Origin of the sequence: Clostridium estertheticum (assembly GCF_011065935.2) — a bacterium.
Lineage (GTDB): Bacteria > Bacillota > Clostridia > Clostridiales > Clostridiaceae > Clostridium_AD > Clostridium_AD estertheticum_A.
In genome coordinates, this window is sequence record NZ_JAAMNH020000001.1 from 2,086,469 (window position 1) to 2,112,741 (window position 26,273).

The 26,273-nt window shown below is 31.7% G+C and carries 22 protein-coding genes and 1 riboswitch; of the genes, 21 read left to right on the plus strand and 1 reads right to left on the minus strand.

The window, feature by feature from the left end:
* Positions 1 to 12: 12 nt before the first annotated feature.
* From thiD to G9F72_RS09685, 6 genes are all read left to right on the plus strand, one after another.
* A complete protein-coding gene (thiD, locus tag G9F72_RS09660; protein WP_164956222.1) occupies positions 13 to 837 on the plus strand; it encodes a bifunctional hydroxymethylpyrimidine kinase/phosphomethylpyrimidine kinase in 825 nt (274 codons plus the stop codon).
* On the plus strand, positions 830 to 2,047 hold the full coding sequence (gene cytX / locus G9F72_RS09665) for a putative hydroxymethylpyrimidine transporter CytX (protein WP_164956223.1): 1,218 nt from the start codon (positions 830 to 832) through the stop codon (positions 2,045 to 2,047). Before thiD ends, cytX begins: the two co-directional genes overlap by 8 nt.
* Positions 2,023 to 2,859: a hydroxyethylthiazole kinase gene (gene thiM, locus G9F72_RS09670; RefSeq protein ID WP_164956224.1), complete on the plus strand. Its 837-nt coding sequence runs from the start codon at positions 2,023 to 2,025 to the stop codon at positions 2,857 to 2,859. The genes cytX and thiM overlap by 25 nt, the downstream gene beginning before the upstream one ends.
* The gene (gene thiE, locus G9F72_RS09675) at positions 2,849 to 3,475 is read left to right on the plus strand and encodes a thiamine phosphate synthase (RefSeq protein ID WP_164956225.1); all 627 of its coding nucleotides are present in this window, start codon (positions 2,849 to 2,851) and stop codon (positions 3,473 to 3,475) included. The genes thiM and thiE overlap by 11 nt, the downstream gene beginning before the upstream one ends.
* A 233-nt stretch (positions 3,476 to 3,708) precedes the next feature.
* A complete protein-coding gene (locus tag G9F72_RS09680; protein WP_164956226.1) occupies positions 3,709 to 4,926 on the plus strand; it encodes a 6-phosphofructokinase in 1,218 nt (405 codons plus the stop codon).
* 65 nt (positions 4,927 to 4,991) lie between these two features.
* Positions 4,992 to 6,365 (plus strand): SH3 domain-containing protein, encoded by a 1,374-nt coding sequence (locus G9F72_RS09685; RefSeq protein WP_164956227.1) that lies wholly within the window; start codon positions 4,992 to 4,994, stop codon positions 6,363 to 6,365.
* Between the two features lie 133 nt (positions 6,366 to 6,498).
* Here G9F72_RS09685 and G9F72_RS09690 read toward each other — a convergent pair whose 3' ends face one another.
* The gene (locus G9F72_RS09690) at positions 6,499 to 7,716 is read right to left on the minus strand and encodes an alanyl-tRNA editing protein (protein WP_164956228.1); all 1,218 of its coding nucleotides are present in this window, start codon (positions 7,714 to 7,716) and stop codon (positions 6,499 to 6,501) included.
* Positions 7,717 to 8,122: 406 nt separating this feature from the next.
* On the opposite strand from G9F72_RS09690, the gene G9F72_RS09695 reads away from it, so the two are divergent.
* The 15 genes from G9F72_RS09695 (at position 8,123) to G9F72_RS09765 (ending at position 26,244) form a co-directional block, all read left to right on the plus strand.
* On the plus strand, positions 8,123 to 8,551 hold the full coding sequence (locus G9F72_RS09695; protein ID WP_164956229.1) for a bis(5'-nucleosyl)-tetraphosphatase: 429 nt from the start codon (positions 8,123 to 8,125) through the stop codon (positions 8,549 to 8,551).
* Positions 8,552 to 8,743: 192 nt separating this feature from the next.
* Positions 8,744 to 10,414, plus strand: coding sequence for a PAS domain S-box protein (locus G9F72_RS09700; protein ID WP_164956230.1), 1,671 nt, complete (start codon positions 8,744 to 8,746; stop codon positions 10,412 to 10,414).
* A gap of 267 nt (positions 10,415 to 10,681) precedes the next feature.
* Positions 10,682 to 12,604, plus strand: coding sequence for a PrkA family serine protein kinase (locus tag G9F72_RS09705; RefSeq protein ID WP_164956231.1), 1,923 nt, complete (start codon positions 10,682 to 10,684; stop codon positions 12,602 to 12,604).
* A gap of 4 nt (positions 12,605 to 12,608) precedes the next feature.
* A complete protein-coding gene (gene yhbH, locus G9F72_RS09710; RefSeq protein ID WP_164956232.1) occupies positions 12,609 to 13,781 on the plus strand; it encodes a sporulation protein YhbH in 1,173 nt (390 codons plus the stop codon).
* A 7-nt stretch (positions 13,782 to 13,788) separates the two neighbouring features.
* Positions 13,789 to 15,156: a SpoVR family protein gene (locus G9F72_RS09715; RefSeq protein ID WP_164956233.1), complete on the plus strand. Its 1,368-nt coding sequence runs from the start codon at positions 13,789 to 13,791 to the stop codon at positions 15,154 to 15,156.
* 243 nt (positions 15,157 to 15,399) lie between these two features.
* Positions 15,400 to 17,166: a peptidoglycan D,D-transpeptidase FtsI family protein gene (locus G9F72_RS09720; protein WP_164956234.1), complete on the plus strand. Its 1,767-nt coding sequence runs from the start codon at positions 15,400 to 15,402 to the stop codon at positions 17,164 to 17,166.
* Between the two features lie 134 nt (positions 17,167 to 17,300).
* On the plus strand, positions 17,301 to 18,056 hold the full coding sequence (locus tag G9F72_RS09725; protein ID WP_164956235.1) for an ATP-binding cassette domain-containing protein: 756 nt from the start codon (positions 17,301 to 17,303) through the stop codon (positions 18,054 to 18,056).
* Positions 18,031 to 19,179 carry an ABC transporter permease gene (locus tag G9F72_RS09730; RefSeq protein WP_164956236.1) on the plus strand — a complete coding sequence of 383 codons (1,149 nt, stop codon included), beginning with the start codon at positions 18,031 to 18,033 and terminating at the stop codon, positions 19,177 to 19,179. Before G9F72_RS09725 ends, G9F72_RS09730 begins: the two co-directional genes overlap by 26 nt.
* Positions 19,180 to 19,187: 8 nt before the next feature.
* Entirely contained in the window at positions 19,188 to 20,354 is a 1,167-nt protein-coding gene (locus G9F72_RS09735) for an ABC transporter permease (protein WP_164956237.1), read from the plus strand.
* 83 nt (positions 20,355 to 20,437) lie between these two features.
* A complete protein-coding gene (locus tag G9F72_RS09740; RefSeq protein ID WP_164956238.1) occupies positions 20,438 to 21,457 on the plus strand; it encodes a CPBP family intramembrane glutamic endopeptidase in 1,020 nt (339 codons plus the stop codon).
* Between the two features lie 95 nt (positions 21,458 to 21,552).
* Positions 21,553 to 21,652, plus strand: a riboswitch (purine riboswitch).
* A 116-nt stretch (positions 21,653 to 21,768) separates the two neighbouring features.
* Positions 21,769 to 22,782: an adenosine deaminase gene (gene add / locus G9F72_RS09745; protein ID WP_164956239.1), complete on the plus strand. Its 1,014-nt coding sequence runs from the start codon at positions 21,769 to 21,771 to the stop codon at positions 22,780 to 22,782.
* A gap of 124 nt (positions 22,783 to 22,906) precedes the next feature.
* On the plus strand, positions 22,907 to 23,575 hold the full coding sequence (locus G9F72_RS09750) for a TVP38/TMEM64 family protein (RefSeq protein WP_411955931.1): 669 nt from the start codon (positions 22,907 to 22,909) through the stop codon (positions 23,573 to 23,575).
* Positions 23,576 to 23,606: 31 nt separating this feature from the next.
* A complete protein-coding gene (locus G9F72_RS09755; RefSeq protein ID WP_164956241.1) occupies positions 23,607 to 24,743 on the plus strand; it encodes a (Fe-S)-binding protein in 1,137 nt (378 codons plus the stop codon).
* 79 nt (positions 24,744 to 24,822) lie between these two features.
* A complete protein-coding gene (locus tag G9F72_RS09760) occupies positions 24,823 to 25,407 on the plus strand; it encodes a CDP-alcohol phosphatidyltransferase family protein (RefSeq protein WP_164956434.1) in 585 nt (194 codons plus the stop codon).
* 273 nt (positions 25,408 to 25,680) lie between these two features.
* The gene (locus tag G9F72_RS09765) at positions 25,681 to 26,244 is read left to right on the plus strand and encodes a rhomboid family intramembrane serine protease (protein WP_224676053.1); all 564 of its coding nucleotides are present in this window, start codon (positions 25,681 to 25,683) and stop codon (positions 26,242 to 26,244) included.
* The last annotated feature ends 29 nt before the right edge of the window (positions 26,245 to 26,273 follow it).

Consider the following 26,273-nt stretch of genomic DNA (forward strand, 5'->3'; position numbering starts at 1 on the left):
GAGGTTTTACATATGAAAAAAGTTTTGACTATAGCGGGTTCTGACAGTTGTGGAGGAGCAGGAATACAAGCGGATTTAAAGAGTTTTAGTGCAAATGGGGTTTACGGAATGAGTGTTATTACAGCTATAACAGCGCAGAATACCATGGGAGTTTTTGCAGTACAAGATTTGGATAAAGAAATTATTGAGTCACAAATTGATGCGATTTTTACAGATATAGTTGTAGATGCAGTTAAAATTGGTATGGTTTCAGTGATTTCAACTATTGATGCCATAAGTGAAAAATTAGAACAATACAAGCCTAAAAACATAGTATTAGATCCTGTAATGATTTCAAAAAGCGGTTTTTCATTGTTAAAGCCAGAGTCCAAAACCGCACTAATTAAGAAATTAATTCCACTAGCATCTCTTATTACGCCTAATGTTCCAGAGGCTGAGGAGATTCTTCGTGAAGTTAATTCAGATATTACAAGTATTGAAACAGTGGAAGATATGGAAAGAGCCGCAAAGGAAATGTACAAGCTAGGCTGCAAAAATGTGCTTTTAAAGGGAGGACATATGCAGGGAGATGCAATAGATGTGTTTTATGATGGGAAGGAAATTACACATTTTAAATCCGAAAGAATACATACAAAAAACACTCATGGAACGGGATGTACTTTATCTTCTGCTATAGCTGCAAATTTGGCTTTGGGGCTTAATATGGTGGAGGCAATAAAAAAATCAAAAGAGTATATAACAATTGCTATAATGCATTCCTTAGATATTGGACATGGCGTTGGACCTACCAATCACTTCTATGAATTATATAAGAAAGCAGGTATAGCTAATGATTAATGATAGTGAAAAATTAGGATTTTGGACCTTTGCATTTTTATGGTTTGGAGCAGCGGTTTCTATTGCTGAAATTTTGACTGGAGGACTCATTGCACCCTTAGGTTTTAAAATAGGGGTAATAGTAATTTTACTAGGACACCTAATTGGAACAGGAATATTGATGCTTGGAGGTATCATCGGTACTAGAGAAAAAGTGCCAGCTATAACTTCTACCAGTATTTCGTTTGGAGTATATGGTACTTATTTATTTTCAATTTTAAATATACTTCAGCTTATTGGTTGGACTGCAGTTATGATAAAGGCAGCAGCAAATTCTGTAAACACAATAACACAAAGTTTATGGGGTTTCAATAATGTTTTGGTATGTATAGTGCTTATCGGAATACTTACGATATTATGGCTTTCTTTTGGAAATGCGGGTATGAAAAAATTAAATATTACGGCCGTATTTTTGCTTTTTATCCTTACCTTGGTACTCGGATCAATTATTTTCAAGGATAAAACCTTACTTACAAAGGCCAGTAGTTCAGGTATATCCTTTGGAGGAGCATTAGAACTTAGTATAATTATGCCTCTTTCTTGGTTACCTTTAATTGCAGATTATACTAGATTTGCAAAAAGTGAAAAGGGAGGAGCCTATGGAAGTTTTATAGGTTATTTTTTAGGAAGTTCATGGATGTTTATAATAGGTCTGGGGGCTGCTATAGTTTCAAATAATTCAGATCCTTCAGCTATGATGCTTGCTGCAAATTTAGGAATTACGGCTTTAGGTATAGTGGTTCTATCTACAGTAACTACTACATTTTTGGATGTATACTCAGCAGGAGTTTCTTTCATAAACATTATGCCAAAGCTCAGTGAAAAAAGAGTTGGGATTGTTATGACTATTATTGGAACCTTCATGGCTATAATACTTCCTATAGAAAATTATCAGAGCTTTCTATATGCAATAGGGTCAGTATTTGCACCATTATTTGCGATTTTGATTACAGATTATTTTATAATAAAGAAAAATACAAAGGTTGAAGCGAGTGTACTTATAAATTGGGGAGCAATTCTTGTATGGGTTATGGGAATAGTAATTTACTATAGCTTTATTAAGCTTGATTTTATACTAGGTGCTACAGTACCAGTTATGATTATTACAGGCTTTATATATGCAATAAGTTGGAGGGGGACATCTAAATGGAAATTAACAAGAAAATCATAGAATTATTAAACAATGTAAAAGAAAAAAATCCCTTGGTACACCATATAACAAATTATGTTACAGTTAATGATTGTGCTAATATTACCCTAGCTATTGGCGGGTCACCAGTTATGGCGGAGGATATTAATGAAGTTTGTGATATGGTATCCCTTTCCTCTTCACTAGTTATAAACATAGGAACCTTAAACTCTGCAAGTGTACAGTCTATGCTTTTAGCAGGGAAAAGAGCAAATAAATTTAATATTCCTGTTATCCTAGACCCTGTGGGAGCAGGTGCAACAGCTTATAGAACAGATACTGCTAAGCGGATTATAGGAGAGGTAAAACTAGCGGTTATTAGAGGGAATTTATCGGAAATTAAAACACTCTACGGTATTGAAGCTAAAACAAAAGGCGTAGATGCTTGCGACAGTGTATCTGTTGATGATAATGCACGTGCAGAGGGAAAAGAAATGGCAAGGTCACTTGCAAGTAAACTAAACACTGTGGTAGCTATAACTGGTGAAGTAGACATAATAACAGATGGGGAAACTCTTTATTCTGTAGAAAATGGGCATAAAATAATGGCTAAGGTTACTGGTACAGGATGTATGTGCACTTCGCTTATTGGGTCTTATTTAGGAGCAGGAGATAACAATCTTTTAGCTGCACTAGCCGGGATTGTTTCAATGGGGATTGCAGGAGAAATAGCTTATGAGGGCTTAGATAAAAATCATGGTGGAACAGGAACTCTAAAAGTAAAAATACTAGATGCTATTTATAACTTATCTAAAACTGAAATAATAGAAAGGAGCAAAATAAATGAAGAATAATATAGATTACAGTCTCTATCTTGTTACAGATAGGGATGTGCTCATGGATACAGATATATATACTGAGGTTGAACAGGCTATAAAGGGTGGAGTTACATTAGTCCAGATTAGAGAAAAGAGCATAGGTACTTTAGAATTTTATAACATTGCAGTAAAAATAAAGTGCATTACAGATAAATACAAAGTTCCACTAATAATTAATGACAGAATTGATATCGCCCAGGCAATAGATGCCGATGGCGTACACTTGGGTCAAAATGATATGCCTGCAGATATTGCAAGGTGTATATTAGGCAGTAATAAAATAATAGGTGTCTCTACCTCAACTCTTGTAGAAGCTCAAAAGGCAGAAAGACAAGGTGCAGATTATGTAGGGGTGGGAGCTATGTTCCCTACAACTACTAAAGATGATGCAAGTGCAGTGACCATAAATTGTTTGAAAGAGATAAAACAAGGAATTTCTATCCCCGTGGTTGCTATTGGTGGAATTAGTGAAATAAATATAGCACTATTAAAGACGGCAAATATCGATGGAATAGCTGTGGTATCAGCAATTCTCGGTAACAAAGATGTAAAAACAGCAGCAGAAAAACTAGAAGGTTTATTTAGAAACTAAAAGTAAAACATTTTGAAAATTCAAAATAGTTGTTGTAATCCATGTAAAAACAAATTATACTCTATATAGAGCTAAATTTAATAATTACCGCTTTGTTTATAAGATGTCTAAAAACATTAACGTAAGTTAGCCCAGTATGATGAATAATCACATTGGGCTTTTTTCATAATGTTTTTATCAGTTAATAATATAGTGAGCTTAAAGTGATAGCGAAATTATAAGGAGCGTAAAATATGATAATTGAAGGTAAAGTTTTAATTGCACAAGGTGGAGGACCAACCGCCGTTATTAATCAATCACTAGTTGGTGCTGTTCTAGAAGCAAGGAAATTTGCACAGGTAACAAAAGTCTATGGTGCTATAAATGGAGTAAATGGGATAGTTAATGAAAATTTTCATGATTTAAGCCGTGAGACAACTCATAATCTAGAACAGGTGGCTATGACTCCATCCTCCGCACTTTTATCTACAAGAGACAAGCCAGATGTAGAATATTGTAAGGAAATATTTAAGGTGCTTAAAGCTCATGAAATAAGATATTTCTTTTATATTGGAGGGAATGATTCATCAGATACAGTTAGAATAGTAAATCAGCAAGCTAAAATTTCAAATTACGAGCTTAGGGCAATTCATATACCAAAAACTATAGACAATGATCTTATGATTAATGACCATACTCCTGGATATGGATCTGCAGCTAAATATATAACAAATGCATTTATTGGAATCAATCTTGATAACAGAGCATTACCAGGGATATATATTGGGGTAGTAATGGGACGTAATGCAGGTTTTTTAGCAGGAGCAGCAGCCTTAGCTAAAAAGTATGAAGATGATGGTCCACATTTAATATATTTGCCAGAAAGAGTTTTTACAATAGAACAATTTTTGATTGATGTAAAAAATGTTTATGATAAATATGGAAGATGTGTAATAGCTGTTTCAGAAGGTATTCGAGATGAAAAAGGAGTGCCAATTATTTCAAGTCTTATGGAAAGAGTAGAAAAGGATGATCATGGAAATATACAACTTTCAGGATCAGGGGCATTAGGTGATCTTTTAGGTAAGTACATCAAAGATAATCTAAATATTAAAAGAGTTAGATCGGATACATTTGGCTATTCTCAAAGATGTTTTATGGGATGTGTCTCAGATGTAGATAGAAATGAAGCTAGAGAAGTAGGAGAAAAAGCTGCACAGTATGCACTTTGGGATAATGTTGATGGTTCAATTACTATTCATAGAACGGGTCATTATTCAGTAGATTATAGACTTACACCACTGGAGCTCGTAGCAGGCAAGACAAAGGTAATGCCCGATGCTTTTATTAATAGTGCATGCAATAATGTAACTGAAGCCTTCTTAAATTACGCTAGGCCGCTATTAGGTTCCGACATGCATTATGCACATAGACTTAGAGCATCTAAAGTAACAAAAATTTTAAATAAATAGGGATTAAAATTTAGAAGGTTTAATAATAATAGTAAGATAGTTTATTAAGGGGGATGATATCTATAATGAGTACTGAAGAAAATGTATCTTTACAGAACCTATGGAACCCAAAAGCAGATAAACTCTTCATTTCAAATATTCCTGAGTTAAAAGAAGAGATGCTCTATGCAAAAAATTGGATAAAATCTCTTGATATGAATAAAGTCATTATGAATATTCAGGACATAGAAGTATATAACGAGAAAAATATAAAAACTAGATCACCTATTGTGGACTTGGAAAATTTTAGTGAATCACTTAGTAAAGGTGAATTAATAGACAAACTAAACACTATTAGCTCTTTCCCAAAAGTTGAAAGATACCATGAGAATGGAAAGTTGGTAAGCGCAGAATATTATAATAAGTTAATAGAGAATTGTAATATATATGGAGTTATGGACACAAACAATATTAAATATGGAATAACCCTTAAAAAGACTGTGATGAGAACATTCCCAACCTATGATACAGTATTTAATATTGGAGATAACTATGAGTTTGATAGATTTCAAGAGACTGCTGTTTATCCTATTGAACCACTTGTGATTCTTCATAAAAGTGTTGATAATAAATGGTATTTGGCGCAGATGTATAACTATTTAGCTTGGATACCTGAAAAAGATGTGGCGGTTTGTAAAAAACAAGAGCTTTTTGATTACCACAATACAGAGGACTTTATAGTGACTACAGGGAAAAGGGTATTTACAAATTATAATCCCTTAAATGAACAATTATCAGAAGTGAAATTTGATATGGGTATTAAAATACCACTTGTAGCTATTAATGAAATAGAAGAAGATATTTATGGACAAAGTCCTACAGGTAATTATGTGGTTAAACTTCCAACAAGAAATAAAAGTGGCAATGTAGAATTTAAACTAGCTTTAATTGCAAGAAATGAGGAGGTTTCAAGAGGTTATTTACCTTATACTAGAGAAAATATCCTAATCCATACATTCAAATTCTTAGGTGAAAGATACGGTTGGGGTGGAACTTTTAATTCGAGAGATTGTGCAAGCTTAATTATGGATGTTTATAGAACTATGGGTATAGTGCTTCCTAGAAATGCAGAGGAGCAAGGAGAATTTGCAGTCGGTAATTTCTATGAAATGTCAGAGACTATGACTATTAAGGATAGGGAAAGGCTACTTGATAATTTGAAACCTGGAACACCAGTATATATGAGTGGGCATGCTATGCTATATGTGGGTAAAGAAGAGGGGAAATATTACATTATTCATGATTTTTCTGGATTTTATAAGCCACAGCAAGATGGAGCTGCGAAATATTATAGAGTTCGGGAGGTAATGGTTTCTCCATTGTGCATTGGATTATCAGAGGAAGGAAAAACCTATATTGAGGGATTATATGGAGCAAGAGACTTTGTTCTTGTGGAATAGCTAATTTAGGTATAATAATCAAATAAAACAAGTCAAAATGCTAATGTATTTTGACTTGTTTTTTATTTGAAAGTACCTAATATATAAGCTTATAAATATTAATTTGTTACTAAAATTTGACTGAGTAAATGATCTAAACTTTAGTACTAGCTATTATGTGATCTTTAACCTTGTTGTAAGCATAATCTAGTGAGGAATCTAAATTATTATTATTCTTTCCTCCACCTTGCGCTGATAGGTCACTTCCACCACCTTTTCCATCTATAAGTGTTATGGCATCCTTAAGAAGGGCATTCATACTAATCATATTTAAATCCTTTGAGCACATGAATAAAAGATTTGCCTTATCAACAGATTTTACTCCAAATAAAACTATAACCTTTGGCTGAGATACTAATTTTGTTGCTAAGGTATTAGTGTATTTTAAATCACCGTTATCATAAATGAATTTAAGCACTCTAACGTCTTCTATTTTTGGAGCTGATGTTAACATATTTTGAACTTCATATTCAGCAACCGCTGCCTTTAATGTCCTTTTTTCAGTAAGGGCCTTATTAAGTTCACCAGAAAGCCTATCTACTTCAGATAAAAGGGTAGCACTATTGCAGGATAAAAGTTTAGACATCTTATCTATGGCTTCATATTTTGAAACATAATCAGAAACTGCTCTTGAACCACACAAAAATTCAATTCTCGTGCCATTCTTGTACTTTTCGATTTTTATAACCTTAATTAATTGCACCTCAATAGTTGTACTAGGATGTATTCCACAGCATGGATTTATATCAATATCACCTATTTTAACGATTCTAATTTTTTCACCAGCTTTTACCGGGATTTTCTTTAGAGTTAATTTTTTTAATTCAGAATTGCTAGGATACAGTACCTCTACGTTAATATTGTCTAAAACTATTTTGTTAGCCTGTGTTTCAGCAGTTTTAATTTCATCACCTATAATAACTTTATCAATATCTATAGTTGTTGAATCTATGCCAAGATGAAAACCAATTGTATAAGCATTAAACAAATCAGCTATACAAGCAGAAAGGATATGTTGTCCTAGGTGTTGCTGCATATAGTCGTATCTTTTATCAAAGTCTATACTACATTTAACCTTGTGAATTTTTAGGGGTTTAACTGCAACTACATGATATACTTTTTTATCTTTTTCATATACATAGGTTACTGCAGCGCCATTTATAAGGCCAGTGTCACAGGGCTGACCACCACTTTCTGGATAAAAACAGGTTTTATCCAGTTCAATATGATACTCTTTTTCTTTTTCTAATACATTTATTACTTCAGCTGTGAATTCTGTTTGATATGGATTTTCATAATATAACTTTTCCAAAGTTAAGCATCTCCTTTAAATAGCAACGTTGCATAATAATATATTGCATAAAATTCATGATCTGTTTTTAATCTATAAGAAATTTAAAAAATTATAATTAATTATGTCTGTAATAGCATTTATTGTAATATGCATAATTGTTTTAATCTATATTGTACCATAAAAATAGTAGGTGTAACTATTAAGATTTAAAAGTAATGAAGATATACAGGTAAATTGATTGTGAAACACTATGCCTATATCCTCAATATTATCTACATAGCCTTAAATAAAGATATAGTTTTGTATGGTCGTGTTAGGAATATATGGTATAATTTTAGTAGAGAACTTACATTTGTAGAAGCTAATAATAGATTTGCTCTAAAAGTAAGTGTAAGAATAATTAAAATTGAGAGGTTGGGGTATTATGGATTTTGAGAAATCCTGTGGCGCTGTAATTTATAGAAAAATATATGGAAATTTAGAGTTCTTAACTATTAGTCATAGAAACGATGGACATTGGGGTTTTCCTAAAGGACATGTTGAAAAAAATGAAAGTGAAGTGCAAACAGCAGTAAGAGAGGTTTCTGAAGAGACTGGACTTTCGGTTTCGCTTATGGATGGATTTAGAGTGTCAGTAGAATATTTAATAAAAAAAGAGACAATGAAGGAAGTTGTATATTTTTTAGCTGAGGTTCAAGATCAGATTATACTTATTGAAGTAAATGAAGTAGTGGATTATAGGTGGTCAGACTTTAAACAAACAAAAGAACTATTATCTTACATAAGTAGCAAGGAAGTTTTGGAGAAGGCCTATCAATTTATAGTTGAAACTGTTAAAAATCCAATGAAATAAGTTGTTATTTCATTGGATTTTTTCATATAATTTTGTCATGGTTTAGTTTTAGACTTAAAAGTCATGTAAAAAATATAAAAAAGAGGTTTATACCATATTTTGTAGAATATAATATTTTGAAAATATTCTTAAAACAATTTAATTTATCATAAATTCTGTAGTACTTTAGGAGATTTTTAAAGGGGGATTAACATGAGTGAACATATTAATGATAACGTATTAGAAGATATAGATATTGATAGTGTTATTAAGAAAAGTGCGAGTGAATTCAGAAAAAGTGAAGAAGTATATAAAAGATTATTTGAATTATCTCCTGACCCTATATTTGTTCATTGTGATGGGAAAATAGTCTTAGCCAATCCTGCTACTGAAAGACTGTTCAATATGAAAGATTCTAAAGATATAATTGGGAGAAATGTTATGGATTTTATTCATCCTGATTATATTGACATTGCTACTAGCAGAATAAATACAGTATATGAAGGCGGAGTTGTTGAACAATTTATTGAAGAGAAATTTATTTCTAGTGATGGTACAGTTATAGATGTAGAAATTGGAATCTCCCCTTTTAAGTATAAGGATAAATCTTCAGTTTTAGTAGTTACACGTAATATTAATATAAGAAAAAAAATAGAGAGAGAGCTAAAGGCGAATGAATTACTATTAAGAGAGATAACAGAAAATATCTCGGATATGGTTGCAAAGATAGATGTAGATGGAACAATTAGATATGTTACATCTGCTAAAAATGATATTCTCGGATCTGGAGCAGAGAATGTAATTGGAAAGAATTTTTTTGATTTTATTCATATAGATGATAAAGAAAATGTAGCAAAGAGAATTAAAGAATTAATTAGCACATCTATAAATCAGAAACTTCAATTTAGAGGCATACATGCGGATAAACGTATTGTTTGGGTAGATGCTTCATTTAGTACAATGGTAGATGAGAATAATAAAGTAATAGGATTAATCTTATCATCAAGAGATATTACCAAGCACATAAAAGATGAAGAGGTTATGAAAGAAAATGAGGAAAAGACAAGATTTTTAAATCAAGCAATAGAATATGATAGATTTAGGACGGATTTTTTTGCCAATATATCTCATGAATTAAGAACACCAATCAATGTTATTTTAGGGACTATCCAGCTTATGGATCTAAAATTCAAGGATTTATTTAAGGAAAATGAGAAAAAAAGCAGAGGATATTTAAAAACTATGAAACAGAATTGTTATAGGTTAGTAAGATTGATTAATAACTTAATTGATGTAACAAAAATAGATGCAGGATATTTTGAAATTCACTTAAGTAATTGTAATATTGTTAGTGTTATAGAGGAAATAACTTTGTCTGTAGCTGAGTATGTTGAGAATAATGGGGTATCACTTTTATTCGATACAGAGATGGAAGAAAAAATAATAGCTTGTGATAAGGATAAAATAGAAAGAATAATGTTAAATCTAATTTCAAATGCAATAAAATTTACAAATCCAGGGGGAAGTATTTCAGTAAATATCTTTGAAGGAAAAGATAATGTGGTTATCTCTGTTAAGGATACGGGGATAGGAATACCCAAAGAAAAATTAGATTTGATTTTTGATAGATTTATTCAAGTTGACAAGTCCTTGACAAGAAATAAAGAAGGTAGTGGAATAGGATTATCCTTAGTTAAAGCTTTAGTAGAAATGCACGGTGGTAAAATGTTTTTAGAAAGTGAGATTAATGTAGGAAGCGAATTTAGCTTTGAACTTCCTATAAAACAGTTACCAGATAACGAAGTGGTGTATGTTAATAGCAATTTTAATGCCAATAGTAACATTGAGAAAATCAACATAGAGTTTTCTGATATATATTTCTAAACCCAATTTCTAATAGAACAGGAGAAGACTGCACACGGGAAAATTTTAAGAATAAACCCTGTAACAGAGAGTGGAAATAAAATATCTTGATATTAAAGATAATAATGTGGTTCCAACTGTTGGCTTTAAAAATAGCAATCTAAAATAAAAATGCAAATAGTGCCATCCTCGTGGATGGCACTATTTTATTTTTATTATCTATCATGTTGGAGGTTTGTCCCTGCATATAGTTAATAATAAAAATAATTCTATCTTAGGAGGTATTAAATGGAATTTGAAAAAGTGATAAAGAATGATAGAGAAGCTAAAATCAAGAGTAAATTTGAAGGAAGCTTTCTGGAGTATTTAGATATAATTAGTAAAGATCCTGATAAAGCTAAGCTTTCCCATAAGAGGATGTATGACACAATAATAAAAGGAGGCTTTGAAATTCTAAGGCCTGAGGAAAACCCAAGAACAAGAAAAATATATGGTAATGATCTTATAAAAAGGTATGGGTTTTTTAAAGAGGACTTTTTTGGAATTGATAAGGTACTTATGAAGATAGTAAGTTACTTTTATTCTGCATCTATGAAGGGGGAGGAATCCAGGCAGGTATTATATTTAGCAGGTCCTGTAGGAGCAGGTAAGTCATCCCTGGTTGAAGTACTGAAGAAGGCCTTTGAAAATACGGAACCAGTATATATTTTAAAAGGATGTCCTATGAATGAAGAGCCATTGCATTTAATACCAAAGCATCTTAGGCGCGATTTTGAGAGAATGCTTAATGTAGAAATTGAAGGAGACCTTTGCCCGGAATGTAAATATAGATTAATTTATGAATACAATGGAGAATATGAGAATTTTCCTGTTACAACTACTTCTTTTTCAATAAGATCAAGAAAAGGTATAGGGGTTGTACCACCTGTGGATCCAAATAATCAAGATACTTCAATTTTAACAGGATCTGTTGATATATCTAAAATGGATATGTATTCAGAGGATGATCCAAGGGTTTTCTCTCTTAATGGAGCATTTAATGTTGGTAATAGGGGTCTTGTAGAATTTATAGAAGTATTCAAAAATGATGTTGAGTATCTTCATACTATAATTACTGCAACACAAGAAAAATCAATACCATCACCAGGAAAGGGATCTATGATTTACTTTGATGGCATAATTATTGCCCATTCTAATGAAGCTGAATGGAATAGGTTTAAGTCAGATCATACCAATGAAGCTATTTTAGATAGAATTGTAAAGATAGAAGTTCCTTATTGCCTTGAGTTAAATGAAGAAATTAAAATTTATGAAAAGATACTTAAAAAGAGTAACTTTAAGCCTCATATAGCACCACACACCATTGAGACTGCTGCAATGTTTGCGCTGCTTTCAAGGTTTAAACCTTCAAACAAGGTGGATCCTATAACAAAGTTAAAGATTTATAATGGTGAAGAAATAGTAGAAAAGGGAACTACTAAGAAAATGGATATTAGCGAACTCAGGGAAGAAGCAGGTCTTGATGAGGGTATGCATGGGATTTCAACAAGATTTATAGTAAAGGCTATTGATAATGCTATTTCAAATTCAGAATTTGATTGCATAAATCCACTTGGCATTATGGAAAGTATAATTAAATCCGTAAGGGAAATGGACGTTGCTGAGGATGAAAAGAAAAAATATATGGGCTTTGTTCAGGACACTATTAGAAAAGAATACAACAAAATATTGGAGAAAGAAGTAACTAAGGCCTTTATACACAGCTATAAGGAACAAGCGGAAAGTCTATTTAATAACTATATTGATAATGCAGAAGCCTTTGTAAATAAGGCCAAATTAAAGGATAGAGCTACCGGGGAAGAGCTAATTGCAGATGAGTCCTTTATGAGATCAATAGAAGAGCAGATTGGAATATCTGAAAGTTCTTCAAAGGGATTTAGAAGTGACGTAACTTCTTATATGTTTTATGTGGTTAGAAATGGTGGAAAAATAAAATATGAGTCCTATGAGCCTTTAAAGGAAGCAATTGAAAAGAAACTTACTAGTTCCGTAAAAGAGCTTTCGAGAATTGTAACTAGATCTAGAGTTCGCGATAAGGACCAAGATGAAAAATATAACGTAATGGTGGAGCAAATGAAGACAAATGGATATTGTGATTATTGTTGTGACGTTATACTGAAATATGCAGCTAATAATTTATGGAAGGACTAGTCCTATGGCAATTTTTAGAGACTATAACGTAACCCCCATAGATCATGATAGGGCTGTAGAGGATAGAAGGCGGCATCGGCAGCTTGTTGAGAAATCTATTAAAGAAAATCTAGGAGATATATTATCAGAAGAAAGTATTATAGGTCAAGGTAAGGATAAAAAAATTAAAATACCAATAAAAGGCCTTAAGGAATATGAATTTATTTTTGGTAAAAATAAGAGTGGCGTGGGAAGTGGAGATGGTAGCGAAGAAAGAGGGCAAGTCATAGGAAAAGAAAAGGCTAAGGGTGAAGGGAAAGGAAGCAGTGGTGCAGGTGAGGATGAGGGTGAAGACATTTATGAAACTGAAATAACATTAGAAGATGCACTAAATTACCTTTTAGAAGATTTAGAACTTCCGGAACTAGATAAAAAAAAGTTCTCGGAAATTTTAACTGAAAATAGTGTTAAAAGAGCAGGCTATCAAAAACATGGTATCCAGCCCCGTCTTGCTAAAAAAAGAACAGTAGTGGAGAAAATCAAAAGGGAGCAAGGGAGAAGCAAAGCACTAATGGAGTCATCTCAGGAGGAAAAGATTGAAAGACTGCCCTTTAAAAATGAGGATTTAAGATATCATAGAGTGAAGCAAGTTTTAAAGAGAGAATCAAACGCGGCAATTTTATGTGTAATGGACGTATCTGGGTCAATGGATACCACAAAGAAGTATTTGGCCCGCTCCTTTTTCTTTATATTATCTCAATTTATTAGATCAAAATATACGAATGTAGAGGTTGAGTTTATTGCACATACAACAGTTGCCCAAGAGGTAAACGAGGATGATTTTTTTCATAAGGTTGAATCAGGAGGTACCTATATTTCTAGTGGATTAAATAAAGCACTAGAAATAATTGATAAAAGATATAATCCAGATTATTGGAATGTATATGTATTTTACGTTAGTGATGGAGATAATTGGCAAGAAGATAATGAAAAAGCCATAACGGCTGCAAAAAGTATTTGCGAGGTGAGCAATTTATTTGGGTATGTTGAGCTTATGAATAAATACTATACTTCTTCTATGAAAAGAATTTTCGAAAATGGAGTATTTAATAAAAACTTTATTTCAGTGGAAGTAAAGAAAAAACAGGATTTATGGGAAAGTCTTAAATACATGCTAAAAAAAGAAGGAGAGAGGTGACAGCGGGTTGGAATATATCTTAAAGGATTTGGAAGCTTGGAATGAAAAAATTGAGGATATAGCAAAAAATATAGGACTTGATTTCTATCCTCAAGAATTTGAGATAATAGGATATAAGGATATGCTGTCCTACGAAACATACATTGGAATGCCATCAAGATATCCCCACTGGAGTTTTGGAAAATCCTACGAAAAAAATAGCACTGTATATAAATATAATTTAACTGGATTACCTTATGAGATGGTTATAAATTCAGATCCATGTATTGCATATTTAATGAAGGAAAACACACTTTTATTGCAAATATTAACTATAGCTCATGTTTATGGTCATAATGATTTTTTTAAAAACAATAGACTTTTTAAGGATGGAACTAGAGCAGCATCTGCTGTGGAGATGTTTAAATTTCATGCAGATATGGTAAGAAGTTATATAAATGATCCAAGTATAGGCTATGAAAAGGTAGAAAGAATTTTAGATGCAGCTCATGCCATTAAGCTTCAAACCTCTAGGGTTATTGGGGAAAAGAGAATTGATGGGGAGGTTTTAAAGCAAAGACTTTTAGAGGATTATAAAAACAATAATGAAGTTCATAATGACTTAGATGCTTATGTAAAACTAGCATTTCCTAATTTGAATAAAATCCCTATTCAGCCTGAGGATGATCTTCTTTATTTTATTATAAAGTATGGTGATATGGAGGAATGGGAAAAAAGTTTGCTCGGATTTGTAAGGCAAGAAACATCATATTTCTTGCCTCAAATTGAAACAAAAATAATGAATGAAGGTTGGGCTAGCTTTTGGCATTATAATATATTAAAGCAGCTGGATTTACCAGGCGGACTTTATTTAGAGTTCATTAAGCGTCATAATGATGTTATAGCTCCTGGGTATGGGTCAATAAACCCATATTTTATAGGCTTTAAGATATTTGAAGACATTTTAAAAAGATATGGCAAGGAGAAAATATTTGAAGTTAGAGCTCTTGAACGAGACGAATCCTTTTTAAGAAAGTATTTAACACAGGAACTATGTGCAGAGCTTAATTTATTTGAATATGCGGCTAAGAATGGGGATTACGTAATTAGTGAAGTGTCTGATGATAGTGGGTTTAAAAATATTAGAAATACCTTAAGTAGCTCTTGTGGCGTAGGTACTGTACCACTTATTAGAGTAGTAGAAATGTCACAAAAGGACAAAACACTAATTCTAGAGCATGTTTTTGATGGAAGAGAACTAAATATTGCATATGCAGAAGCTACATTAAAGTATATATATGAGTTATGGGGCCATACTGTAACTTTGAAAACAACACAGATTGGAAAGGAAATTACACTTTTATGTGAGGATAAGAAGATATCTGTAAAAAAATAATAATTTGGGGACGGTTAAGAATATTACAACAAAATAGTATCATCTCAACCTACAGCTGTGGATTATAAAACACAAATTAGATTGAGATGATTTTTTCTTTGCCACTTGCCATGTGAATTGCAACATGTACATAAATTTTTCATATATGAATGCTATAATAAACTCTTACATATAGGCAACTTCAGCTAGGAGGGGACACGGGGAACATCAGAGGAATTTAAATATAAAAGGTTGGTGACCAGATTGAAAAGAAAAAAGGTTAGAAACAAAAGAATTTTGGTTGTAGGTACATTATTTTCTATAGTATTTATGGCTCTTGTGAGTAGATTGATTTATTTAATGATTATTAATGGGTCTTATTATAAACAGCTGGCATTAAAACAATATACAAAAACTATAAAAACAGCTCCCAAAAGGGGCGTTATTTTTGCCAGAAACGGTTCTGAATTGGCATTAAATGCAGATATTTATAGGATTGATATTGATTTAAATGTTTTTAAAAAGTATTTAATTGATAAAAAAATACCGGAAAAACAAGCAGCTTACAAATTGTCACAGATACTGAATATTAGAAACAGCGAAGTTGAAAAAATTTTAAATAGCAAAGATAGTAAGGGAAGGCTACTTCAATTTATATTGTTGAAAAGAAAAGTTAAGGAAGAAATGGTAGATTCCATTAAAGCTCTTAAATATAATGGGATAATAATTTCAAGAGATGTAGAGAGGGTTTACCCAAATGATAGCTTCTTATCCCATGTTATTGGGCATACCAATTCTGATGGAGATGGGGTAAGCGGAGTAGAGCAGAGTTATGACAAGGAATTAGCAGGTGTTCCCGGGGTAACAGTGGCTGAAGTGGATAGGAATAATAATGAATTGCCGTACATAGAAGCAACTACAGTTGAACCTATAGACGGAAAAGATTTAACATTAACTATTGATGAAGGAATTCAAGAGTTAGCTGAAAAAGTAGCTAAAGAAACATTGGCTGAAAATGGTGCTAAATCTGTTAGTATAACAATTATGAATCCCCAAAATGGTGAAGTTTTGGCTATGGCGAGTATGCCAGATTATAATCTAAATAAGCCTTATGCAGAAGGGAAAACAGATAACGAAATACAGGAAATGTGGAAGAATAGAGCTATAAGTAATGTGTTTGAGCCAGGATCAATTTTCAAGGTTATAACGGCGGCGGCGGCACTTCAAAACAATGTGGTAACAGACCAGGATCGTTTTGTAAGCAATGGGAGCATTAAGGTTGGTAATACTACATTGTACAATGATAATAAAGAGGATTATGGGATTGAGACTTTTTCAGATATAATTAAAAATTCAGATAATGTTGGATTTGTTAATCTTGGACAAAAAATTGGAAATGAAAATCTTTATAAGTTTGTAAAGGAGGCTAACTTCGGAGAGAAAACAGAAATAGACTTGCCTGGTGAAAGTACTGGATTAATAAAGGACTATAAACGTATTGAACCTGTTGATTTTGCTACTATGTCCTATGGACAAGGTATTGCAGTTAGCCAAGTTCAGTATATTGCGGCCTTCGATGCAGTAGCTAATGGTGGTAAATGGATAAGACCACATGTTATGAAGGAAATATCCCATATGGAAAATGGTAAAAAAATTGTGGATAAAAAGTATGATAATTTTGCTGAAAGGACTATAACTAGTAGTGAAAAGGCAGCTCAATTAAGAATGTATTTGGAAAGGGTTGTTAAGGAAGGAACAGCAAAGGATACCTATATGAAGGGTTACCACATAGCTGGAAAAACTGGAACTGCAAATGTGGTTAACAGTACCACGGGAGGCTATGAATCTGGTAAGTATATAGCTTCCTTTGCAGGGATGGCTCCTGCTGAAAATCCAAAAGTATCCTTGGTGGTTACTATAGAAGAACCAAATTCGGGAAAATATTATGCTGCTCAGACAGCAGTACCCGCAGCTCGTAAGCTATTTTCAGGGATATTTAAAATACTTAAAATATCCCCAGATAATAAATAGTAAAAAGATACCCTTATTTAGATAGGGGTATCTTTTTAAATTGGAACTTGCCACTTGCCACGTGGATGGCACTATTTAGGAATATATAGTATAATATTCTTATAGTTTACAAAGAAGGAAAAGGGTGAGATGCAATGATTGAGGTAAATGGATTATACAAGAAGTATAGTAAAAAGGTACTAGCAGTAAAAAATTTGAGTTTTAGGATAAAGGAAGGGGAAGTTGTTGGACTCCTTGGGGAAAATGGGGCAGGAAAGACTACCACGCTTAGAATACTCGCTACGATTTTAAGCCCTACAAAAGGAACAGTTGTTATTGATGGTTATGATGTTCACAAAGATGGAGAAAAAGTCAGAGGCTCAATTGGAGCGCTTTTTGGTGGAGATGTAGCTCTTTATGACAGACTAACTGCAAGAGAAAACATTGAATATTTTGGGCAACTCTACGACATGAAAAAGCAAGAGCTTAATAATCGAATAGTGCATTTAGCAGAATATTTTCAGTTTGAAGATTATCTTGATAAAAAGGCATCGGAATTGTCTAGAGGTATGAAACAGAAAATAGCTATTGCAAGAGCAATAGTTCATGATCCTAAAGTAATGCTTCTAGATGAGCCGACTACAGGACTTGATGTGGTTGCAAGAAGATTATTGTACAATTTAATTGCACAGTGGTCAAAGGAAGGAAAGACTATCTTATTTTCTAGTCATTCTATAAGTGAGATAGAAAGACTTTGTCAAAGGGTAATTATTATAAATAAAGGACAATTGGTTGAGGAAGGAACTGACAGTTACCTAAAAGAAAAATATTCAATGGATAACTTGGAGGATGTCTTTATTCATTTAATAACAGGTGGTGTAGAGAGTGAATACAATATTAAAAGTATTTAAGAATGAATTTAAAATGTATACAAGAGATAAAAAATTATTAGTAAATACACTCTTATTGCCAATATTAATTTACCCATTAATTATTGCAATAGTAGCTCTAGGTGCATTTATTTCTATGAAAAGTGATGTTCAAGGAATAAAGGTTAGTTTTCAAGGAAAAAATCTAGAAGTTATGGAAGCCATGAAGAAAACTAAGGGAATAAAGATAATTGATGACAGGGTTTATAGTGATAGTGATATATTAGATAGAACAGTTGACGCAATTATTGTACTTTCTGAGGATAAAGATAAGGTAATACAGATTAAATACGATTCCACTAAAAAAAGCTTTTTATTTGATAAGATTACAGATAGTATACAGAAATTGAAAGTGGATTATATAACCTCAGTACTTAAGGGAAAAGGATTAAAATATGACAACATAAATCCTATATCTTTTAAAACGCTAAATGAAAAGGGGAAGACAATGGATAGTTTTACAATGGTAATTAGCTTAGTATTACCTATGTTATTTCTTTTATTTCCAATGATTTCAACTTCCTATTTGACCACAGATATAGCTGCAGGTGAAAAAGAAAAGAATACGTTGGAACCATTGTTATGTACTAAAACTTCTAGATATAAAATTCTACTGGGCAAATTGCTTTTTACATCAATAATAAGCGTGATTATTTCAATAATATCTATATTGGTTTTAGGACTAGCCGCAATTGCGGCAATTTCAGCGTTTAATGTTTCAATTTCTTCAATGAGTATTAGTTTTAGTGGCATAGGATTTATGATAAGTTTAATTATAATAATGCTTACAGTTATATTTTTAAGTGCATTACAATTAACTTTGAGCTTTTTTGCTAAAAATTATAAGGAAAGTCAAATGCTAGTTTCACCTCTTTTAATAATAATAATGGTACCAATATTTATGTCTATGTTTCTTCCAGATAAATCAATATTTTACCACCTGCCAATATTTAATGTGGTACTAATATTAAAACAACTTACAGCAGGAATAATTAATTTTGCTAATGTTTCTATTGTTATTGGATGGTTAGTTATATATATAATTATAAGTGTATTATTGTGCATTAAGGCCATAAACAGTGAAAAATTTATATTTAGGGTATAGGTGATAAGATGTTTTATGCAGTTTTGAAAAAAGAACTAATGAATTTTATTAGAGATAAAAAGAGTTTGATCTCATTTTTTCTAATACCAATTATAATGTATATATATATGTTTAATGTGCAAGGTGCTATTAACAAAATGGCAGATGGGTCCTCAAAGGATAGTTCGAAATACAAGTTTAAAATAGTAGTACAAAAGGACGAAGAAGCTCATCCATTGATAAAGAAAATAAAGACAATGGACAAAAATATGCAGATAGTAATAGAAGATACTAAAGTAATAAATGAAGATTTTGATTTGGTGCTAGAATTCCCCAAGGGGTTTTCTAAAGCCTTAAAATTAGGGCAGCCAATAGAACTAATTACCTATAGAAAAACCACAGATATATTGGATGAAAATTATACTAAAATAGAGAAGGTTATACAGGATTATGAAAGTGAATTAGTAGCGAGTACTTTAATTTCAAAAGGAATAGACATAAAAATATTGGATAGTTATTCCACTCAAAAGGTAAATGTATCTGAGGTAACAGAAGCACAAGCTGGCTTCTTTTATGTAATACCTATGTGTATTTTATTATTCCCCTTAAGCATTGGAATGCAAGTAGTTATAGAGATTTGTGTAACAGAGAAGGAAAGAGGGACACTAGAAGCACTAATGTTAACAAAGGCAAAGCGAAGTGTAATTATAGGAGCTAAATATACTGCACTACTAGTAATTGTTTTAGCAGAAATTTTAATTTCACTAGGAGCTTTTATAATAACTTCAAAAGCAGTTAAAACAGAATTAATAAATATTAGTACTTTAAACGTGGCCAATATAAGTATAATGTTACTTATGATTGTATTAACCTATATAGGAATATCTCTTATACAATTTATGATTGGATTATATGCTAAGAATTTCAAAGAGGCACAAGCTTATATGACAGCAGTTTTATTTTTGGTTATAATTCTAAATTATTTATTCTTTTTTATAGATATTAAGAATCTAAGCTATGTATTTTTAAACATACCAATTGTAAACTCCATAGCGATTTTAAATGAAATTCTTTTAGGCATATTAAACATGAGGCATTTGATTATTGTAGGTGCTTGGCTTATTATATATATTGTAGCACTTGCATATATTGCAGTTAAAGTTGTATTTGTAGAGAGTGTTTTACTTAGAAGATGAGGCAGCTTCAAGAAAATAGCTGTTGCATCTTTGATTTGTTATTCTTTTTGTGATGGTTAATTTTATATTTAAAGGAGAAGGTTATGAAAAATAAAAAAATATTATTAGCTAATAGTTTATTACTATTAGCGTTATTCTTATTTGTTTCAATACCATTATGCGCAAGTAAAATATTTAATTTAAATGAATCCATAAGCGGGAATATTTCACTTTTGCTTTCTGGAGGAACTAGTATAATAGTACTTGGTGGCATTGCACTATTATATTGTAGGATTACTAAGAGAAAATTTACTAAGGTAATGGTAATAAAGAAAATCTCTATAAAACAAGTATTTTTAATTATGGTTGTTTCTATTGGTACCTATATTTTTGCAGTAGGAGTTAATTCATTAAGTATGAAGTTATTCCCCATTGCAATAAAAGATGGCATGGCAATATCTAATTTATTAAATAGTAGTTCACTATTGTTAGGACTGCTTGTGGTAGTTTTGGTGCCAGCATTTTTTGAGGAAGTATTCTTCCGAGGGATTTTTTTAGACGCTTATGAAGGAATAAATAAAAAAACGAAATATTTTATTTTAATTGCAATATTTGCTACCTTCCATGGCAACGTAATGCAAATCATCTATGTGTTTTTTTTGGGGTATATACTATTAAAGGTAAGGGAATATACAGGTTCATTACTGGGAAGTATGACACTTCACGCAGTCAATAATGCAATATCCTTTATTATAAGTAAAGTGGCTTTGAGCTACATGAAGCTTGTGAATACTGGAGTAGACAATGGAGTCATAGATCCGGCAAAAGCTGCTACTACAGCGGATGCAACGAATGTTAGCTTTAGCGTAGCACTACTTAGATCTTCAATATTTTTTCTAATCGGTGGTGCAATATTATATATAAACCTAAGGAAATTGAAAGAATATAAAGAGGAAAAAGAAGGCTTAGAATACATTGAAGAAGAAAACTCCGAAAGCTTAGAATATGGTGAAGGAGAGAAATATATTCTAAGAAATGAAATCATTAATACAGATATAAAACAATATATTCCATTAGTTATTTATTTTGTTTCAATGACTATATTAGTTGTTTTAAGGTATTAAGATTTAAGGAAATTCACAGCTTGACTATTTTTAAATTTATGATAAAATATAAATTAAAGTTTAGAATGGTTATATTAGCAATTACTTGTGAATAATTATAAAAGTTAATTTAAATTCGTATAACCCCAATAATATGGTTTGGGGGTTTCTACCAGGAACCTATAAATCCTGATTACGAAGAAGATACATATGTTTGTATCTTTTTTGTGATCAGGATTTTTTTATCTTTTTTGATTAAGGATAGAAGTTAAATCATTACCAGAGGTGCTGTAACATTAACGATTAAGAGGCGATTTAAAAAGGAGGACAAAATGAAATTTAAAAATTTACCTAAAATTGATTTGCATTGCCATTTGGATGGGAGTGTAAGACCTGCAACAATAATTGATATAGCAAAGGAAGAGGGTATAAGTATTCCACATTATGGTATTGAAAATATTAAAAAAGAAGTTGTTGCTCCAGCTGAATGCAAGTCTCTTGATGAGTATTTAAAAAGATTTGAAATTCCCAATCTAGTAATGCAATCAAAGGAGAGTTTAAGAAGAATTACATTTGAGCTTCTTGAAGATTCTGCAAAAGAAAATGTAAAGTATATTGAAGTTAGATTTGCACCACTACTTCATATAACAAAGGGATTAACCCTAGGCGAAGTAATAGATAGTGTATTATCTGGTATTAAAGATGCAGAAGAGAAATATGATATTAAAGGAAATGTAATACTTTCATGTATGAGATTTATGTCTATTGACAAAGCCTTCGAGGTTGTGGAAGCTGGAAGGAAGTACCTATCCAAAGGTGTAGTTGCAATAGACTTATGTGGATCTGAAGGAGAAGGCTTTTGTGACAAATTCATAGAGCCTATAACCTTGGCTAGAGAATATGGGTATAGAGTAACTATTCATGCAGGTGAAACCGGAATAGGTAAAAATGTCCTAGAAGCTGTGGAACTTTTAGGAGCAGAAAGAATTGGTCATGGAGTATTTATTAAAGACTTCGCTGAAGCCTATGATATTGTAAAAGATAAAGGAATTACTCTTGAAATGTGTCCAACAAGTAATATTCAGACTAAAGCAGTTGATTCAATTAAAGACCACCCATTTTATGATTTTTATAAAGATGGAATAAAGGTGACAGTTAATACTGATAACAGAACTGTATCGGATACAAATATGACTAAGGAATGCGATATTTTATTAAGAGCATTTAACATTACGTTTGAGGAGTATAAACAAATTTACCTTGCAAGTGTTGACGCAGCCTTTGTTGATCTAGAAACTAAGGAATTGTTAAGGAAATATATTTATCAATATTTTGTGATTAGATAAAAACAATAGACGATACCTATAGATAATTGTTTATCTATAGGTATCGTCTATTTTCAAAAAAAACCTATGTGTTATATAATTATTTATGGTATTATGTAGTGTTGTTCAAAAAGGGGGGGGACTAGTGAAACAATTAAAAAAATCAACTTACATAAAAATTGCTATAATTATAGCAATTACATGTTTATTATTTACGAGGCCTGTAAAAGAAATGATTTTTATGCTAAGTATAATAAATGTTGACGCTATAAAAGGGTATATTTTATCCTTTGGCGTTTGGGCTCCTGTTATATCCTTTATTCTAATGATACTTCAATCCATTATTGCACCATTACCAGCTTTTATAATTACATTTGCTAATGCAGGGTTATTTGGCTGGGTGAATGGAGCATTATTATCTTGGAGTAGTGCAATGGCGGGTGCAGTATTATGCTTTTTTATAGCAAGGTTATTAGGTAGAGACACAGTACAAAAATTAACAAGTAAATTTGCATTAAAAAGTATTGATGACTTTTTTGACAAACATGGTAAATACGCAATATTAATTGCTAGATTACTTCCCTTTATATCTTTTGATATTGTAAGCTATGCAGCAGGACTAACCTCCATGAGTTTTTCCGCTTTCGTTGTAGCTACTGCTATTGGACAACTTCCAGCGACAATTATTTACTCTTACGTTGGGGGAATGCTAGCTTCCGGCACAAAAACCATGGTTTTTGGACTTTTAACACTATTTGCTGTAAGTATATTAATGTTACTAATTAAAAAGATATATAAGGAAAAAAACAAATAATTATATAAAGCAAAATAAAGGATGATTATATATGAGAAAAATTAGATTAAGTGATGGTATTTTAGAGAGGGTAAATACCATGTTAGATGAATGCATTGGTTGCAAGAAGTGTATGAAAAACTGTATAATGTTAGATAACTACTGCTCATCACCTAAAGAAATTTTTGGTGAAATAGTAAGGAGTGGTGAAGTAGATATAGAGATACCCTATTCTTGTAACTTATGCAATTTATGCACTGAGGTATGTCCGAGTAATATCAATCAAAAGGAGCTTTATCTAGAATTACGAAAATATGCTTTCACAAGTCATAAAAAAGCTATAATCCCATTAGGTTACAAGGTAGTAAAATTTCATCAAAAAAGCAGTTTTTCTAAATTGTTTTCAGCTTCTACAAAAAAAATGGAAAATGCTAATTGTACTGCATTTATTCCAGGGTGTAGTCTTATGTCCTACAGTCCTGAAATTATTATGAAAACTTATAAATATCTTCAAAATATCATGCCAGAAATAAAAATCATTTTGAAATGTTGCGGAAATCCAACATATACTATGGGAGATCAGCAGGGATTTAAGCAATATTATTCTCAGCTTGACCGTGAGATACAGAAATTAAAAGTAACTGAAATAATTACAGCTTGCCCCAATTGTTTTATAAGCATAAAAAAGAATAGCTCTAATTTGAAAATCACTACTGTTTGGGAGAAAATCAATGAAAGTGTTATCTCAGATATGTTATTAAATAAATATGTAGATGTAGATATTAAATTTAGTCTTCACGATCCATGCCCAACAAGATTAGAAAACAATACACAGGTCGCAGTCAGAGAAATTATAAAAAAAATGGGTATTAAAATGGAAGAATTTCAATTTTCTAAAAGGCAAACACTATGTTGTGGCGCAGGTGCTATGGTGGGAGTAACTAATAACAAACTTGCAGTAGCGCATATGAGCAAAAGAGCAGAAGAGGCCACCACGGATCATATATTAACTTACTGCCAAACTTGCGCTGAGTCCTTGTCAATAGGAGATAAAAATGCTATTCATTTATTGGATCTTATGTTTAATGAAGAGATGTTTTCAACCTTTAGTTTTCAGCAGAAAAAAAATAATACTACTAAAAAATGGAGTAATAGGTACAAAGGCAAAAGAATAATTGAAAAACTGTAAAGTATATAAGTATAAGTATAAGTATAGGGACGGTTAACAACTTTAAATAGTATTTATAGAGTAGAAAGGTTTGATAAAGATGCTAGACACTCATGGTAGAAAATATATAAGTCCACTTTTTAAGGGTGCGGCCAATATTTTTTTAAAATTAAATATGACACCTAACAACATAACTATTATAGGCTTTATAATAGGGTTATTACCTTTTGTATTTATTTACTTTGATAAGCCTTTAATAGCAGTTATACTTTTATGGGTTTCAGGTTTCCTTGATGCTGTAGATGGTGAAATGGCGAGAATTAGTAAGATGTCAACTCCCTTAGGAACACTTATGGATGTAACTTTTGACCGGTTAGTTGAACTAGGGGTTATTTTAGCTATAGCATTGAAAGAGCCGAAGTCTATGCTACAGTTATTATTTTTGACATCAACAATAATAATTTCTATGACTGTTTTTTTAACAGTAGGTGCACTTTCTCGAAACAAGGGAAGTAAATATTTCTATTACCAAACGGGAGTGGCAGAGCGAACAGAAGGGTTTATATTTTTTACACTTATGATCTTGATACCTGTGCATCTTCAATTAATAACTAGCATATTCTCAATAATAATTGCAATAACTGCACTGCAGAGATTTCTGGAGGCCAGAAGAATTTTAAAATGAGACGGACCTTATTAAATTAGCAAAAAAATATAATTTAAATATTTCAGAGTATATAAATGATTAGTGATTAATTTATATTTTATAGATATAACAAAATAAATTTGCTTTATAAGGCACCCTAGGAGATTATCTATCTTAGGGTGTTAGTTGTTTTTTGTAATATAAGATAGTTATTGCTAGGGTGGGATGATTCAGCTTGCTTATTGACTTATTTTACTAGTTCATTCATAATAAAGTAACAACTTTATTATTAGTTATATGGAGGAAAATATAATGATTGAAAGATTAAAGAAAATACAATACAATTCACCAGTGATATTAACTTTTACTTTTTTAGCTCTTGCTAGCTATTTATTAGGTTACCTGACAAATGGCACTTCGACTGCATTGCTTTTTTCAAATTATAGAACTTCTCTTTTGGATCCACTGCAATATGTAAGACTTTTTTCTTATATATTAGGTCATGCTAATTGGGCTCATTTTTCAGGGAATTTCATAATAATTTTAATAATTGGACCTATGCTAGAAGAAAAATATGGTTCAAAAGTTTTAATACAGTTAATATTGGTAACAGCTTTTGTTACAGGCATAATACACACAATTTTCTCGGGTACTGCTCTTTTGGGGGCAAGTGGCATTGTTTATATGTTTATTATTTTAGGCTCCTTTACAAATAGGGAGAAGGGCAAAATTCCACTGACTTTAATAATTGTGTTTTTTGTATTTGTTGGTAGCGAAGTATTTGGAGGTGCTTTTGCTCAGGATAATATCTCTCAACTTGCACATATTATTGGTGGATGTTGCGGGGCATTATTTGCTTTTAAGATTAAACATTAAGAAAAAATATGGAAAGCTAGTATAAACAA

Excerpts from the sequence above, each read along its gene's own strand:
- G9F72_RS09760 (WP_164956434.1), top strand. The coding sequence starts at position 24,823 with ATGCTAGACACTCATGGTAGAAAATATATAAGTCCACTTTTTAAGGGT.
- G9F72_RS09755 (WP_164956241.1), top strand. The coding sequence starts at position 23,607 with ATGAGAAAAATTAGATTAAGTGATGGTATTTTAGAGAGGGTAAATACC.
- G9F72_RS09680 (WP_164956226.1), top strand. The coding sequence starts at position 3,709 with ATGATAATTGAAGGTAAAGTTTTAATTGCACAAGGTGGAGGACCAACC.
- G9F72_RS09705 (WP_164956231.1), top strand. The coding sequence starts at position 10,682 with ATGGAATTTGAAAAAGTGATAAAGAATGATAGAGAAGCTAAAATCAAG.
- G9F72_RS09700 (WP_164956230.1), top strand. The coding sequence starts at position 8,744 with ATGAGTGAACATATTAATGATAACGTATTAGAAGATATAGATATTGAT.
- G9F72_RS09725 (WP_164956235.1), top strand. The coding sequence starts at position 17,301 with ATGATTGAGGTAAATGGATTATACAAGAAGTATAGTAAAAAGGTACTA.
- thiE (WP_164956225.1), top strand. The coding sequence starts at position 2,849 with ATGAAGAATAATATAGATTACAGTCTCTATCTTGTTACAGATAGGGAT.
- G9F72_RS09765 (WP_224676053.1), top strand. The coding sequence starts at position 25,681 with ATGATTGAAAGATTAAAGAAAATACAATACAATTCACCAGTGATATTA.
- thiM (WP_164956224.1), top strand. The coding sequence starts at position 2,023 with ATGGAAATTAACAAGAAAATCATAGAATTATTAAACAATGTAAAAGAA.
- G9F72_RS09685 (WP_164956227.1), top strand. The coding sequence starts at position 4,992 with ATGAGTACTGAAGAAAATGTATCTTTACAGAACCTATGGAACCCAAAA.
- G9F72_RS09740 (WP_164956238.1), top strand. The coding sequence starts at position 20,438 with ATGAAAAATAAAAAAATATTATTAGCTAATAGTTTATTACTATTAGCG.
- cytX (WP_164956223.1), top strand. The coding sequence starts at position 830 with ATGATTAATGATAGTGAAAAATTAGGATTTTGGACCTTTGCATTTTTA.
- G9F72_RS09695 (WP_164956229.1), top strand. The coding sequence starts at position 8,123 with ATGGATTTTGAGAAATCCTGTGGCGCTGTAATTTATAGAAAAATATAT.
- yhbH (WP_164956232.1), top strand. The coding sequence starts at position 12,609 with ATGGCAATTTTTAGAGACTATAACGTAACCCCCATAGATCATGATAGG.
- thiD (WP_164956222.1), top strand. The coding sequence starts at position 13 with ATGAAAAAAGTTTTGACTATAGCGGGTTCTGACAGTTGTGGAGGAGCA.
- add (WP_164956239.1), top strand. The coding sequence starts at position 21,769 with ATGAAATTTAAAAATTTACCTAAAATTGATTTGCATTGCCATTTGGAT.
- G9F72_RS09735 (WP_164956237.1), top strand. The coding sequence starts at position 19,188 with ATGTTTTATGCAGTTTTGAAAAAAGAACTAATGAATTTTATTAGAGAT.